This is a genomic window from Cyanobium sp. BA5m-21 (assembly GCF_024346235.1).
Lineage (GTDB): Bacteria > Cyanobacteriota > Cyanobacteriia > PCC-6307 > Cyanobiaceae > Cyanobium_A > Cyanobium_A usitatum.
Window position 1 is genome coordinate 71033 of the sequence record NZ_JAGQCO010000002.1, and the last position, 14201, is coordinate 85233.

Annotated in this window: 17 protein-coding genes; 5 read left to right on the forward strand and 12 right to left on the reverse strand. The window is 64.2% G+C overall.

What is annotated here, in order from left to right; all coding sequences use genetic code 11:
- Positions 1 to 40: 40 nt before the first annotated feature.
- The 5 genes from KBY72_RS01085 (at position 41) to ald (ending at position 5930) form a co-directional block, all read left to right on the forward strand.
- Complete coding sequence (locus KBY72_RS01085; protein WP_254959842.1) at positions 41 to 1057, forward strand: CNNM domain-containing protein; 1017 nt, start codon at positions 41 to 43, stop codon at positions 1055 to 1057.
- Positions 1054 to 2391 carry a GTP-binding protein gene (locus KBY72_RS01090; RefSeq protein ID WP_254959843.1) on the forward strand — a complete coding sequence of 446 codons (1338 nt, stop codon included), beginning with the start codon at positions 1054 to 1056 and terminating at the stop codon, positions 2389 to 2391. The genes KBY72_RS01085 and KBY72_RS01090 overlap by 4 nt, the downstream gene beginning before the upstream one ends.
- Positions 2388 to 3011 (forward strand): nicotinate-nucleotide adenylyltransferase, encoded by a 624-nt coding sequence (locus tag KBY72_RS01095; protein WP_254959844.1) that lies wholly within the window; start codon positions 2388 to 2390, stop codon positions 3009 to 3011. Before KBY72_RS01090 ends, KBY72_RS01095 begins: the two co-directional genes overlap by 4 nt.
- Entirely contained in the window at positions 3011 to 4714 is a 1704-nt protein-coding gene (locus KBY72_RS01100) for an NAD+ synthase (RefSeq protein ID WP_254959845.1), read from the forward strand. The genes KBY72_RS01095 and KBY72_RS01100 overlap by 1 nt, the downstream gene beginning before the upstream one ends.
- A 103-nt stretch (positions 4715 to 4817) precedes the next feature.
- Positions 4818 to 5930 (forward strand): alanine dehydrogenase, encoded by a 1113-nt coding sequence (gene ald / locus KBY72_RS01105; protein WP_254959894.1) that lies wholly within the window; start codon positions 4818 to 4820, stop codon positions 5928 to 5930.
- On the opposite strand, the gene KBY72_RS01110 is transcribed toward ald, so the two are convergent.
- The 12 genes from KBY72_RS01110 to KBY72_RS01165 form a co-directional block, all read right to left on the reverse strand.
- Positions 5842 to 7005: a DUF3326 domain-containing protein gene (locus KBY72_RS01110; RefSeq protein WP_254959846.1), complete on the reverse strand. Its 1164-nt coding sequence runs from the start codon at positions 7003 to 7005 to the stop codon at positions 5842 to 5844. The genes ald and KBY72_RS01110 overlap by 89 nt on opposite strands.
- On the reverse strand, positions 7002 to 7193 hold the full coding sequence (locus KBY72_RS01115; protein WP_254959847.1) for a hypothetical protein: 192 nt from the start codon (positions 7191 to 7193) through the stop codon (positions 7002 to 7004). The genes KBY72_RS01110 and KBY72_RS01115 overlap by 4 nt, the downstream gene beginning before the upstream one ends.
- Positions 7190 to 7552 carry a 2Fe-2S iron-sulfur cluster-binding protein gene (locus KBY72_RS01120; protein WP_261359427.1) on the reverse strand — a complete coding sequence of 121 codons (363 nt, stop codon included), beginning with the start codon at positions 7550 to 7552 and terminating at the stop codon, positions 7190 to 7192. The genes KBY72_RS01115 and KBY72_RS01120 overlap by 4 nt, the downstream gene beginning before the upstream one ends.
- Before the next feature lie 31 nt (positions 7553 to 7583).
- Positions 7584 to 8276 (reverse strand): TIGR02466 family protein, encoded by a 693-nt coding sequence (locus tag KBY72_RS01125; protein WP_254959849.1) that lies wholly within the window; start codon positions 8274 to 8276, stop codon positions 7584 to 7586.
- A 15-nt stretch (positions 8277 to 8291) separates the two neighbouring features.
- Positions 8292 to 9245: a F0F1 ATP synthase subunit gamma gene (locus KBY72_RS01130; RefSeq protein WP_106502332.1), complete on the reverse strand. Its 954-nt coding sequence runs from the start codon at positions 9243 to 9245 to the stop codon at positions 8292 to 8294.
- A gap of 15 nt (positions 9246 to 9260) precedes the next feature.
- Positions 9261 to 10778 carry a F0F1 ATP synthase subunit alpha gene (atpA, locus tag KBY72_RS01135; protein WP_254959850.1) on the reverse strand — a complete coding sequence of 506 codons (1518 nt, stop codon included), beginning with the start codon at positions 10776 to 10778 and terminating at the stop codon, positions 9261 to 9263.
- 102 nt (positions 10779 to 10880) lie between these two features.
- Positions 10881 to 11429: an ATP synthase F1 subunit delta gene (atpH, locus tag KBY72_RS01140; protein WP_254959851.1), complete on the reverse strand. Its 549-nt coding sequence runs from the start codon at positions 11427 to 11429 to the stop codon at positions 10881 to 10883.
- Complete coding sequence (locus tag KBY72_RS01145) at positions 11429 to 11953, reverse strand: F0F1 ATP synthase subunit B (protein ID WP_254959853.1); 525 nt, start codon at positions 11951 to 11953, stop codon at positions 11429 to 11431. The genes atpH and KBY72_RS01145 overlap by 1 nt, the downstream gene beginning before the upstream one ends.
- Positions 11950 to 12420 carry a F0F1 ATP synthase subunit B' gene (locus tag KBY72_RS01150; RefSeq protein ID WP_254959854.1) on the reverse strand — a complete coding sequence of 157 codons (471 nt, stop codon included), beginning with the start codon at positions 12418 to 12420 and terminating at the stop codon, positions 11950 to 11952. The genes KBY72_RS01145 and KBY72_RS01150 overlap by 4 nt, the downstream gene beginning before the upstream one ends.
- Positions 12421 to 12519: 99 nt before the next feature.
- Positions 12520 to 12768, reverse strand: a complete 249-nt coding sequence (atpE, locus tag KBY72_RS01155; RefSeq protein WP_106502337.1) for an ATP synthase F0 subunit C — start codon at positions 12766 to 12768, stop codon at positions 12520 to 12522.
- Positions 12769 to 12927: 159 nt separating this feature from the next.
- Entirely contained in the window at positions 12928 to 13647 is a 720-nt protein-coding gene (atpB, locus tag KBY72_RS01160) for a F0F1 ATP synthase subunit A (RefSeq protein WP_396121797.1), read from the reverse strand.
- Between the two features lie 54 nt (positions 13648 to 13701).
- Positions 13702 to 14184, reverse strand: a complete 483-nt coding sequence (locus KBY72_RS01165) for an ATP synthase subunit I (protein WP_254959855.1) — start codon at positions 14182 to 14184, stop codon at positions 13702 to 13704.
- Positions 14185 to 14201: the final 17 nt, after the last annotated feature.

A 14201-nucleotide genomic window follows, 5' to 3' on the forward strand; every position in this document is an offset into this window, starting at 1 on the left:
GCCGATTTAATAGGTAGATGGCGAGCGGCGAAATGGCGGAATGAACGACCTGCTCATCCTGGCGCTGCTGGTGGTGCTGGTGATCGCAGGTTCGGCCCTGTGCTCTGGAGTTGAGGCAGCTCTGCTCACCGTGAACCCGGTGCGGGTGCACGAACTTGCCGCCCGCAGCAAGCCCGTGCGCGGAGCGCGGCGCCTGGAGCAGCTGCGCCAGCGCTTGGGCCGCACCCTGTCGGTGCTGGTGATCGCCAATAACGGCTTCAATATTTTTGGCAGCTTGATGCTGGGCGGCTACGCCGCCATCGTCTTCAAACGCCAGGGCATCGAGGGGGTCGCCCTGCCCCTGTTTTCCGTAGGGCTCACCGTGCTGGTGATCCTGCTGGGGGAAATCCTGCCCAAGGCCCTCGGCAGCCGCCTGGCCCTGCCGGTGGCCCTGGCCAGCGCCCCTGCCCTGTCGATCGTGGCCGGCCTGATGTTGCCCCTAGTGCTGCTGCTGGAGCGGCTGCTGCCGGCGATCACCGCCGAAAACGAGATCAGCACCGACGAAGAGGAGATTCGTCTGCTGGCTCGGCTGGGCTCCCAGAAGGGCCAAATCGAGGCCGATGAGGCGGCCATGATCGCCAAGGTGTTCCAGCTAAACGATCTCACCGCCCGCGATCTGATGACACCACGGGTGGCGGCTCCCACCCTCGATGGGGCGACCAGCCTGGAGAAGTTGCGAGAAGACCTACTGGCGAACAACGCCGAATGGTGGGTGGTGCTCGGCGAAGAGGTGGATGAGGTGCTCGGCGTGGCCGGCCGGGAGCGCCTTTTGGCAGCCCTGCTCCAAGGCGAAGGCAATCGCACTGCCGCCTCCTTAAGCGAGCCGGTCGATTACGTGCCGGAAATGATCCGGGCCGACCGGTTGCTCACGGGCTTCCGCCGCAACAGCAGCGGCGTTCGCGTCGTTGTGGACGAATTCGGCGGCTTCGTGGGCGTGATTGGCGCTGAAGCGGTGCTGGCGGTGCTGGCCGGCTGGTGGCGCCGTCCCCAACCTGCGGGCGAAGGGATGCGGCCATGAGGCCCGAACCGTGCGCCGAACCGTGCCCCCATCAGGCGCCCGCCATCCCGGAGCGCTGCCAATCCCTGCTCGACCAGTGGCGCCGCCAGCTCCAGCTCAGTGGCCGCGAGCAAAGCCAGCTGGCCGGCCAGCTTCTGTCCCTGGATCGCCAGCTAGGTCGCCTGCAGCAGCGCAGTCTGCGGGTGGCCGTGTTTGGCCGAGTGGGGGTGGGCAAGTCGAGCCTGCTTAACGCCTTGCTGGGAGAAGCGGCTTTTGCCACCGACGTGGCCCACGGCTGTACGCGCCACCAGCAGGCCCAGGCCTGGGCGCAACCGATGGCGGGGCTAAGCCGGGTGGAGCTGGTGGACACCCCTGGCATCGATGAGATCGCCGCCGCCGCCAGGGCGCGACTGGCGGCCCGAGTAGCCCTCGGCTCAGACCTGGTGCTGCTGGTGCTCGACGGCGACCTCACCAGCGTCGAGCACGACGCCCTGGCGCCGCTGCTGGCCAGCGGCAAGCCGGTATTGCTGGTGCTCAACCGCTGCGACTGCTGGAGCGAGGCCGAGCAGGCCGAGCTGATCGCCAGCATCAAGCGGCGGCTGCCGGCAGCGGCCCGGCACCTGGAGCTGATCCCGGTGGCCGCCGCGCCACGCCAACCCCAGCTGCTGGCCGATGGCCGGGTGCGCAGCATTGTTCAAGCTCCGCAGGTGGAGCCGCTGAGGCGGTCGCTGCTGCAGCTGCTGGAGCAACACGGCTGCCTGTTGCTTGCCCTTAATGCCCTGGGCAGCGCGGAGCGCTTTCACCAGTCCCTGCAACGCTGGCGCCTGGGGGCCAGCCGCCAGGCCGCCCAAAGCCTGATCGGCCGATTCGCCGCCCTCAAGGCCACCGGCGTGGCCGCCAACCCCCTGGTGCTGCTGGATCTGGCCGGCGGCCTGGCCTGCGACACCGCCCTGGTGCTGCAGCTCTGCCAGCTCTACGGCCTGCCGATGCACGGCGCCGGCGCCCGCGAGCTGCTGCGGCGGCTCTCCGGCCACAACGCCCTGCTGGGCGGCGCCCAGATCGGCATCCAGCTAGCCCTAGGAGCCCTACGCCAACTGCTGCTGCTGGCGGCGCCGCTCACTGGCGGCCTCAGCCTCGCTCCAGCCGCGCCGGTAGCCCTGGCCCAGGCGGCCCTGGCCGTGCACACCACCCGGCTCACCGGCCGGCTCGCCGCCGCCGAACTACTGCGGAGCTCCCAGCGGGGCGGCCAACCCGGCGCCCTGCTGCGGCGCCTGGCTATCAACGATCCCCAGGTGCGCCTGTGGCTGGGCGAACGCAGCGAGCCGGCCCCCAACCTCCAGGCCCTGCTGCCATGAGCAACGGGGTCGTCAAAGCCGCAGAGGGGCCGGTCGCCCTGTTTGGCACCAGCGCCGACCCGCCGACCCGCGGCCACCAGGCCCTGCTGGAGGGCCTGGTGCAGCTCTATCCCCAGGTCGCCACCTGGGCAAGCGACAACCCCCAAAAACTCCACGGCGCCCCCCTGGAGCAACGGTCCACCCTGCTGGGCGAGCTGGTGGCAGCCATCGGCGATCCGAGGCTGAGCCACCGGCAGGAGCTCAGCAGCCCCTGGGCAATCACCACCCTGGAGCAGGCAGCGGCCCAGTGGCCTGGTAGCGAGCTGGTGTTTGTGGTGGGCAGTGATCTGGCTGCCCAGATCCCCAGCTGGAAACAGGCCGAAGCCGTGCTGAAGGCCTGCGTGCTGGCAATCGCCCCCCGGGCCGGCTGGCCCCTGCAGCTCAAACAACTTGAACAGCTCACCCAGCTGGGGGGCCGGGTGGTGATCCTGCCCCTGCAGGTTCCCGCCACCGCCAGCTCGGCGCTGCGCCAAACCCCCGACCCCGCCCAGCTACCTGCGGCCCTGTTGCCGCTACTGCTCAAGCACAATCTCTACGGATTGGGCGAACCGAACCTCAGCCAGCCCCTCAAACGCCCCTAATGCGCCTCGCCCTGGCCCAACTAAATCCGCTAGTTGGCGACCTAGGGGGCAACGGTGAGCTGATTCTGGCGGCCAGCCGTCAGGCCGCTGCCCAGGGGGCTGATCTGGTGCTCACCCCCGAGCTGTCCCTTTGGGGCTACCCACCGCGCGACCTGCTGCTGCGCCCCAGCCTGATCGCGAAGCAAGGCGCCGTGCTCGACCAGCTGGCTGCTTACCTGGCCCAAGAGCTGCCCCAGCTGGCCGTGCTGGTGGGCATGGCCGAACCATCAGGCGCCGCGCCGTTGCCCAACCTTTTCAACGCTGTGGCCTTAGTGGAGGCCGGCAGCTGGCGCGTGGTGGCCCGTAAGCGGCTGCTACCCACCTACGACGTCTTCGACGAGCAGCGCTACTTCTGCGCCGCCACGGGGCCGAGTGTGCTGGAGCTTGAGCGGGGCGGCCGAACCTGGCGCCTGGGGCTAACGATCTGCGAAGACCTCTGGGTTGAGGAGGAGCTGCAGGGCCACCGCCTGGCTGGTACCGATCCCGTCGCCGAGCTGCTCTCAAGCCGCATCGACCTGCTGCTCAACCTCTCGGCATCACCGTTTGGCCAGGCCAAAGTGGCCCTGCGTCAGAGCCTGGCCCGCCGCGCCGCCAGCCGGCTCGCTTGCCCGGTGGTCTACGTCAATCAGGTGGGCGGCAACGACGAGCTGGTGTTCGACGGTGCCAGCTTCGTGGTGGATGCCGGCAGCGGAGTGGTGAGCCAGCTGGCCAGTTGCAAGGAGCAGGTGAGCTGCTGGGAAGTCAACGGCGCGGGGCCAGCAGCATCTTTGCCAGTGGCATCTTTGCCTACTGAAAACGAGCAGTTGTTTCGGGTCCTAGTGCTGGGCGTGGCCGACTACGCCCGCAAATGCGGCTTCAGCAGCGCCCTGCTCGGCCTAAGTGGTGGCATCGATTCAGCCCTGGTGGCCGTGATCGCCGCCGCTGCCCTGGGGGGTGAGCGGGTGCAGGCACTGATGATGCCCTCCCCCTGGAGCTCGGATGGCTCCCTACGCGATGCCCAGGCCCTAGCTGGGCGCCTGGGCCTGGGCTGCCGCACCGCTGAGATCGCGGCGCTGATGGCCAGCTTCGACACCGCCCTGACACCGGTGCTGGCGGGCCCACCCAGCGGTCTGAGCGCCGAAAACCTGCAGTCGCGCATCCGCGGCACCCTGCTGATGGCTGTGGCAAACCAGCAGGGCCAGCTGCTGCTCTCCACCGGCAACAAAAGCGAGCTGGCCGTCGGTTATTGCACCCTCTACGGCGACATGAACGGCGGCCTGGCCGTGATTGGTGACCTCTACAAAACCAGCGTGTTCGAGCTCTGCGCCTGGCTCGATTCGACCGCCGCCTGCCCCTGCCGGCGTGAGCTGGGGCTGCCAGGCGAAGGCGAGCTGGTGGGGCGGGCGATCCGCGATAAACCCCCCAGCGCCGAGCTGCGCCCCGACCAGCTCGATAGCGATTCCCTGCCCGACTACGCCGTGCTCGACCCGATCTTGAAGGCCTACATCGAGGAGTTGGCCAGTCCGGAGCAGCTGATCGCCAGCGGCACCCCAGCGGAGCTGGCCGAACGGGTGATGCAGCTGCTGCGCCGGGCCGAGTTCAAGCGGCGCCAGGCACCGCCCCTGCTCAAGATCGGCGACCGGGCCTTCGGCAGCGGCTGGCGCATGCCGATCGCCAGCCGCTGAGTCATGCATGGCGCCAATCGCCAGCCGCAGCCAACCTGGAACCACAAACAGCAGCACATCCATGGCACCCCCCAGCTCCAGCGGCGCCAACCTGACGGCCCCGATGGCAAGCATCGGCGTGCCCGCAGAGATCAAGCGCGATGAACAGCGTGTGGCCCTCACCCCTGACGGGGTGGCCGATCTGGTGAACCAGGGCATGGAGGTGCGCATCCAGGCGGGAGCAGGTTTAGGGGCTGGCTTCAGCGATGCCGCCTTCGCCGCCGCCGGGGCCCGGCTGGTGAGCGCCGCAGAAGCCTGGGGCGCCCATTTGGTGGTGAAGGTCAAGGAGCCCCAGCCCGAGGAGTTCGGCTTTCTGCGCTCCGATCTGGTGCTGTTCACCTACCTGCACCTGGCCGCCTACCCGGAGGTGGGCCGGGCCCTGCTGGAAGCGGGCACCACTGCCGTGGCCTACGAAACCGTGCAGCTCGAAGACGGCAGCCTGCCCCTGCTGGCGCCGATGAGCGAAATCGCCGGTCGGCTGGCCGCCCAGGTGGGGGCCCATCTGCTGGAGCGCCCCCACGGCGGTCGCGGCATCCTGATGGGGGGATGCACCGGGGTGCGGCCGGCGCGGGTGGTGGTGCTGGGTGCAGGCAGTGTGGGCTGGAATGCGGCCCGAATCGCCGCCGCCATGGATGCGGAGGTATTCCTGCTGGATCGCTCGCCCGAGCGGCTGCGCAGCCTCGAGGCCCACCGCCGCGGCCGGCTGGTGAGCCTGGTGAGCAGCAGCAGCCTGATCGAGCGCCTAGTGCCTAGTGCCGATCTACTGATTGGTGCCGTGCTCACCGCCGGTGGCCGGGCCCCCACCCTGGTGGCGGAGGCGCTGGTGCAGCAAATGCAACCCGGCTCCGTGGTGGTGGATGTGGCGATCGACCAGGGGGGCTGCATTGCCACCAGCCGCGAGACCACGCACACCGATCCGGTGCACACGCTCCACGGCGTGCAGCACTATGCCGTCGGCAACATGCCAGGGGCCGTGCCCTTCACCTCCACCGAAGCGCTGGTGAGTGTCACCCTCCCTTACATCCTCGTAATGGCGGGGCGGGGCCTGGTTGAAGCCGTCACCGACCGCCCCGGACTACTCTCCGGTCTCAACACGGTGCATGGGGCGGTGTGTCATCCCGGCGTTGCCCGGGCCCTGGATGTGACTCCCCGGCACCCGATGGCCTGTCTGCGCTGATCTTGTTCAACCGCTGCAAAGGGCGCACCAGAGCAGAGGGGCTGATTCCCTCGCGCAGGGCGACCAGCAACCCAGCCGCCGCCGCATAGCTCTCCGCAGGGAGCACCTCCAAGCCCAGGGCCGCCGCCGACACGTTGAGTACGCAGGGGTTGTGCACTGCGATCACTGGAATGCCGCGCTCAGCACAGGCCAGCACAGCCGCCCCCCCCAGGGCTCCTGCCGGGGCCACAACAGCCCCCACGTCTTCGATGCGGAGCAGATCAGCCCCGGCTGCGGGCAAGGCTCCTGAGCCGGGTACCCCTGGCGCCAGCGGCACCAGATCGGGCGCCCGGCTCAGTCCCACTAGCACGCAGGCCAAAAAGGTGTAGCCCAATTCCTCCCCCGCCGCCCGGGGGTCGAGACCAGGATCGAGCGGCAGGGGACTGAGGGCCGGCGCATGGGCGCATGGCAAGCCCAGCTCGCGGCTGAGAAGATGGCTGATCACCGCCTCGGCACCGGCCAGAGCATCCACACCAGACCCCTGGCGGTAGGCAGCTAGTGCCTCGCTGGAGTTGTCCTCGGGGAAGCGAGTTACCACCGCAATAGCCGTAGCCCCGGCAGCCTTGAGCATGTGGCCAGCCCGCAGCAGCAGCTCGGGGCGGCCTAGTTGCCCCCAGCTGGCGCCACTGCCCCCCAGACACAGGCTCACCTCCAGGGGGGCATCGGTGGTGACCACCGGCCCGATCTCCAAACCCAGGCTGGCCCGGCAGCCCTCGGCAACCTGCAGATGACGCCAGTGCAGCTCCGCATCGATACCGGCATCGAGCAACAGCCCCAGCCGCTGCCGGCGCACCGGCCGCAGGCCGATCCCAGCGGCAGCGAAGCGGTCGAGGGCCGAGCCCTCCACGTAGTGGATGCGGGAATCGCTCCAGTACAACGAGGCCCCATTCATCACGTTGGGATGGGTTATCAGGCAGCCACTGGCGGCCGCCAGCAAGCGGGCGGCAGGCAGGCCATCACCCGCATAACCACCCAGCTCACATCCAATCCCGGTGGGAATCACCAGCAAGGTAGGCAGAGGCCGGCTCGTCGTCATGCCAGCACCACCGCTTCAAGCGTCAGCAATGGGCAAGATCCAGCCAGGCCAGGCTCCACCGCGGTGATCGCCCAGCGCAGCGGTTGGCCGTGCGAAGCCAACACGGCCTCGATCTGGGCCAACAAAGGCCCTGGAGCACGGCGGAACTGCAGAGTTATGGGCTGCAGGCGCACCGCCGCAGCACTCATTTCTGGTATTTACCGAACTGGGCTTCGTAGAGGGCGTCCTCCATCCCCGCCTGGAGCCGCAGGTCAGATTGGGGGAAGGAAACGCAGAGCAGGGCATAGCCCTTTAGTTGCAGGTCCGCCTTGACCCCCATGGCATCGGGCTGTTGAACGCTGCCCTCACTGATCAGAGCCGCGCAAGTGGTGCAGACCCCCGAACAGCATGAACTGGGCAAAGGGACCCCAGCGGCCTCGGCTGCAGACAGCACGGTTTGGTTGCTGCGGCAGGAAAAAGTGTGTTGGGTGCCTTGAAACTCGGCGGTGATTGTGAAGGTCTGGGTTTCGGTCACAGGAGGGTGCCGGAGTGGGCAGCTAGAGGCCATTGTTCCAGCCCACCCGCACCAGCCGCGGCAATCAAACCTCCTGCCACTGGCTGGGGTGGGGCGCCAGATATTCCGGTGGCGAGGACCCATCCCTAGCCACGGGGGCTGTTAGGGCGAAATCAATGCTGAGGGAGCAGCGCAAATCATCCGGGTCCTCGTTGGGAAGCACCGCGTGATCCAGACAGCTGGGAAACAGCAGCAGCAGGCCTGCCTGGGGAGCCACATCAAGCCAAGGTGCGCTCCAAGGTGATGCAGCCAACGGACCTTCGTGGCCAACGGCCATCCCAGGCACCAGTTCATTCACCTGCCGCTGCGGCCACAGGCGCAGACAGCCACTGCGGCCGCTGCCATCTCCATTGAGGTAGTAAATGGCGCTGAGATGAGCGTTGGGGTGGTGGTGGCGGCCTACCACCTGCCCCTCCTCGCTGAGCACGGGCCAGCAGCGCTGCAGCTGCAAGGCCACTCGGCTGAGATCGAAACCCAATTGCTGCAGAAAAGCTTCTGCATGGCCTGTCAAGCCAGTAATCAGGGGCGCAAAGGCCGGCTGACGCTGCAACTGCCAAACACCATTAAGGTCACCAGTCCAGGCACAGCCAGGATCGGGGTTGGAGCTGGCATGGCCCCGCAGCTCGTGCAGGGCCTGAAGTTGCAGTGCCGTATCCAGGGGATCAGGCGATAGCTGCACCCTGCCAAGAGCCACCGGAAACAGAGGCTCGATCTGCAAACCAGCCCCCCAGACTCAGGACATACCGGCAGAACCGCCAACCACTTCCAGAATTTCCTGGGTAATGGCGGCCTGGCGGGCCTTGTTATAGTCGAGCGTGAGGCTCTTTGCTAGGGCCTTGGCATTATCACTGGCGTTGTTCATTGCCGTCATCCGACTGGCCAACTCCGAAGCTGCGGCCTCCTGCAGAGAACGCAGAAGCTGGTTTTCCAGATAAAGGGGCAGCAGGGCATTGAGCAGCTGATCAGGACTCTGATCAAAGACAATGTCGGAGGGCAGCTTGGACTGCAAGTTGGCAGCCGTACCCACTTCAACCCCTAGCCGGCCGTCCCGGGTAGTGAGGCGGAAGATCTCGTCTTCAGGAATAGCAATTCCCTGGGGATCGAGAGGTAGCAGGGTCTGAATCACGGGCTTGGAGCTCACCAGGTTGATGAACTTGGTGAAGATGATCTCAATACGATCGGTGCTGCCGGAGAGAAACTCCGCCAGCACTTCGTTGGCGATACCCATCGCCTCACTGGCCTTGGGCACCTGATCAAGACCGGTAAAGGTGGCGCGAATCGTGTACTGATTAGCGCGATTCTGGAAGTAGGTGATCGCCTTACGACCAATCAATACCAGATCGACCTTGTAGCCCTGGCCAACAAGTTCAGCGGTGCGCAGTTCGGTGCGTTTGATGATGTTGGCGTTGTAGCCACCGCACAATCCCCGATCACCTGTAACGGCAAGCAGAGTGATGGTGCCAACCTCGCGCTGCTCAAGCAAGGGAGCGTCGGCATCTTCAAAGCGCATGCGTGACTGAAGATTTTCCAGCACGCGGGCAAGCCGGTCAGCAAAAGGACGGCTGCGCAGTACCTGCTCTTGGGCGCGGCGAACCTTGGCGGCTGCCACCAGGCGCATGGCCTCAGTGATCTTGCGAGTGTTCTTGACCGAACCGATCCGGTCGCGGATATCTTTGAGGTTTGCCATTAGTTATGCCCCTCCTCAAACGGAGGCGAGCATGGTCGACTTCACCTCGTTGATGGCATCCTTGAGCATGGCTTCAGCTTCGTCGCTGAGCTGCTTCTCGGTCTGCACCTTGGAGATGAACTCGGCCTTGTTGCTCTTGAGGTATTCGCGCAGCTCGCGGCAGAACTGAACCACGGACTCCACAGGCACCTCATCCAGCAGGCCCTTGACGCCGGCATAAACCACAGCCACCTGCTCCGCCAGGATTAGGGGACTGAACTGGGGCTGCTTGAGAATCTCGCGCAGGCGCTTACCCCTGCCGAGCTGCTGCTGGGTTGCAGCATCGAGGTCGGAGGCAAACTGGGAGAAGGCAGCCAGTTCATCGAACTGAGCCAACTCGAGCTTCAAGGTACCGGCAATCTTCTTGATCGCTTTGGTCTGGGCAGCACCGCCCACCCGACTCACGGAAATACCAACGTTGATGGCGGGGCGTAGACCGGAGTTGAACAGGTCGGAACTCAGGAACACCTGGCCATCTGTGATCGAGATCACGTTGGTAGGAATGTAGGCGGATACGTCACCGGCCTGAGTTTCGATGATCGGCAGCGCGGTCATCGAGCCCTTGCCCATCGCATCGCTGAGTTTGGCGGCACGCTCAAGCAAACGGCTGTGGCAATAGAAGACGTCGCCGGGGTAAGCCTCACGACCGGGGGGGCGACGCAGCAGCAGGGACATCTGGCGATAGGCCTGGGCCTGCTTGGTGAGGTCGTCGTAAATCACCAAGGTCGCCTTGCCCTTGTACATGAACGATTCGGCCAGCGCCGCGCCGGTGTAGGGAGCCAGGTATTGAAGGGCTGCAGCCTCGGAAGCACTCGCAGCTACCACGATGGTGTAATCGAGGGCTCCCTTCTCCCGCAGCACTTCAACCACGTTGGCTACGGATGCGGCCTTCTGACCAATGGCCACATAAACGCAGACGACGTCTTCGCCCTTCTGGTTGATGATCGTATCGATGGCGATAGCTGTCTTGCCAGTCTGACGGTCGCCAATGATCAGCTCGCGCTGGCCCCGGCCGATCGGAATCATGGCGTCGATCGCGGTGATGCCCGTTTGCATGGGCTCGTGCACCGACTTGCGCTGGATGATGCCAGGCGCCATCGATTCGATTAGGCGGGTTTCGGTGGTGGCGATGTCACCCTTGCCGTCGATGGGCTGGCCCAGCGAATTCACAACCCGGCCAAGCATGGCGTCGCCAACGGGCACGGCGGCGATCTTGCCGGTTGCCTTGACGGTGCTGCCCTCCTGAATGCCGCGACCTTCGCCCATCAACACCACGCCGACATTGTCGTCTTCGAGGTTGAGAGCGATGCCTTCGGTGCCGTCCTCGAACTGCACCAGTTCACCGGCCATCACCTGCTGCAGGCCATACACGCGGGCGATGCCATCGCCGATCTGCAGCACGGTGCCAACGTTGCTAACCGAAACCGACTTGTCGTAGTCCTCAATCTGCTGCTTGAGGATGGCGCTGATCTCGTCGGGGCGGATGGAAACCATGGGAGGAAGTCCCCACAGGGGGGCTGATGGAGGGGAAGACGGGGAAGCGGGGAGAGCGCTGCCGGAGCCATAAGGTTCCGGCAGCTTGGGCGGACAGAGGAGCTAGCTCACCTGAGCCAACGCCAGTCCAAGGCGGCGCACCTGACCAGAAAGGCTGGCATCAATAACTTGGGAGCCCATGCTGACGATGAAGCCACCTATCAAGGAGGGATCAACCACGAGGTCGAACTCCACCGATTTAGAGCCTGCAATCGCTTGAACCTTGCGGTTGAGCTCAGCCTGCTGCTCCTCGCTGAGGGCAGCAGCAGATGTCACCTTGGCCAAAGTGATGTTGCGCAGCTCCCGATAAAGCTCCAGGAAACGCATCAAGACAGCCTCCATCATGGGCAGGCGCTGGCGATCGGCCAATAGCTTGAGCAGATTTTGCACCGCAGGGGTGACCTGATCGTCGAAAAGCTTTGCCAAAGCAGCCTTCTTGGATTCCGGCTCAAGCACGGGCGACGCCAGAGCAGCTTTTAGCTCGGGGCTCGAACTCAATACGGCCAGAAGGTATTTTGCCTGTTTGGCAACAGCATCAGTCTCCTTACGAGATTCAGCTACCTGCAGCAACGCCTCGGCGTATGGGGTTGCAATCGAGTTAAGGAGTGGCATCAGGCTTTACCCAGGGTTGAAATGGACTGATCGATCAGTCGGGCCTGGGCATCTGCATTGAGCTTGCCGGGGAGGGTGGCAAGTGCTTGGGCAATAGCCCGGTTGGCGGCTTCGCGGCGCAACTGGTCGGTGACGCGGGCAGCTTCGGCATTCAAGTCGGCCATGGCGCCCTGCTTGAGGCGAGCCATTTCAACGATCGTGCGCTTTTCGCTTTCCAGCCTCAAGGATTGGGCACGGGCCAAACCATCAGCGCGAATCTGCTCAGCCTTTTGTTGTGCTGCCGACAAATCCTGCTGGGCTTGAGCTAACGAAGATGTTGCTGCGAGAAGACGCTGCTCAGCATCTTGCAGATCGTTGAGGATGGCTGCACGACGGCGCTCCAGGATGCTGCCGAGGAAACCTGGCAAAAACTTCCAAAGGCAGGCGATCACAATCGCCAAGTTGATGATGTTGGTCTCGAACGGATTGAGGTTGAAACCAAATCCGCCGTGACTTGCTAGCAAGGAGGGGAGCAGGAAAGTCATGAGGCAGCCAGCAAGCGGGTCACGATCAGATCACCGAGCTTGTCGGCGTCCTTATTAAGCCGGTCCATCGCCTGGTCTCGCTGAGAATCAATCTCACGGCGGGCCTGCTCACGGGAAGCATTGGCATCGGCCGTAGCCGCGGCAAGGGCATCGCGGTAGAGACGATCCATTTCCTGCTCGGCCTCGAGGATCAACTTTTGGGACTGCTGACGCGCGTCCTTGAGCTGTTCCTTGAGATCGGCTTCCAGCCGCTCAGATTGAGCCAGCTTCTGCTTGGCGTCAGCGCGGCTAGTGGAGATAAAGCTCTCACGCTCCTCCACTGCCCGTCCTACGGGGCGGAAGAACAGCGAATTCAGAATGAAAGTGAGGAGAACAACCTGAACCGCCATCAGCGGCAGGGTGGCATCGAGGTCAAAAAGACCTCCCTCAGGGACACCTGCTTCGGCGAGCAGAAGCCAGCTGGTCATTTGGGCGAGGGCGCTGGAACGATCGGTCGGGATTGAGGTTTGTGAGCCTGGGAGGGCAGGAGCAACAAGCCCCAGCCCTCCTTCCACTCACAACAACGCTCAACCAGCGAAGGGGTTGGCAAACAACAGCACCAGGGCGACCACAAGGCCGTAGATGGTGAGCGCTTCCATGAAGGCCAGGGAGAGCAGCAAGGTGCCGCGAATCTTGCCTTCGGCTTCAGGCTGACGTGCAATGCCTTCAACGGCGCCGCCAGCTGCGGTGCCCTGACCGATGCCGGGGCCGATGGCACCGAGGCCTACAGCCAGACCAGCGGCCAGAACAGACGCAGCGGAGGTGATGGAATCCATGGTGGAGTGGGGGATTGGGGTCGCGGTTGTGGCGCGTTATGGACCGGGAATAAAACCCTGCGCTGAGGACATCCTTTCAAGAATGGGCCCGGGATGCTTCCGGACCTGCGCGAGGGAGATTTAGCAGACCGCCGGAGCGGAGCAGCTGGCGAGGAGCTCCTAATGGTGCTCTTCGTGCACCGCCTCGCCGATGTAGTAGGCGGCGAGGGTGGCAAAAATCAGGGCCTGAATAGCACTGGTGAAAAGACCCAGGAACATTGCAGGCAGGGGCACAATCAAGGGCACCAGAAATGCCAGAACTGCGACTACCAGTTCATCCGCCAAGATGTTGCCAAATAGACGGAAGGAAAGGGAAAGGGGCTTGGTGAAATCTTCAACGATCTTGAATGGAAGCATGATCGGTGTCGGCTCCACGTAGTACTCGAAATACCTCAGCCCCTTACGGCTCAAGCCGGCATAGAAGTAGGCAAGGGATACCAACAAAGCCAAAGCAATGGTTGTGTTGATATCAGCCGTTGGTGCCCCAAGCTCGCCACTAGGCAGATGGATCAGCTTCCAGGGCACCAGGGCTCCGCCCCAGTTGCTCACAAAGATGAACAGAAAAAGGGTGCCGATGAAGGGCATCCAATCGCGGTAAGCCTTCTCACCAATCTGTTCACGGGAGAGATCTCGGATGTAATCCCAGAGGAACTCCAGCAGGTTCTGGGTACCTCGGGGATCACGCTCCAGCTTGCGGGTGCCAACCACTACAAAGGCAAGCAAGGCACCGATAACGACCCAGGAGCTCAGGAAAACCTGGCCGTGAATCTTGAGGTTGCCAAGTTGCCAGTAGAGGTGTTTACCAACCTCCAGTTCAGCAAAGGGGAGAAGGAGAGGCATCGGAGCCAGCGAAGGGGAGTTCGGGGTCGCCAGGGCGACGGAACGGAAATGGGGTCAGGTGTCGAAGACTGCCTGAAGGATCACGGCCGGCTTGTAGAGCAGAAAGCCCAAAAGAGCCGGCAGGATCGAAAGTTGGGGAATCCGGGCTGCGATAAGCACCAGGACGACCGGCACCAGCAGCTGAACCTTGCTAACCCGCCGAGCATTTTCTCCCAGCTTGGTGACACTGCGGCTGAGCAGCCACAGGTAAAGAAGGCCAGCTAAAGCACCCACCAACAGGCTGGAAGCCGTGGAGATGGAGCCCAAAACGGCTGTTCCTGCCACCGCCACTGCCGAAAGCAGCAAGGTTGCAAGCAAGAGCCGGCGTTGGAGCCGGAAATAACCATCCATGCCATTGCTGACATCGGCGGTTAGCGCTGGCAGGGTTGATGCACCGGTGGCATCATCCAGCTGCTCAACCGCTTCACCAGCCTGAACTGCCGTTGAAACGGTGGGTTCAGGGTCGGGAAGTAGGGGGCAGGGGAGGGATACCGACAAGCGCGCTCAAATCCCTG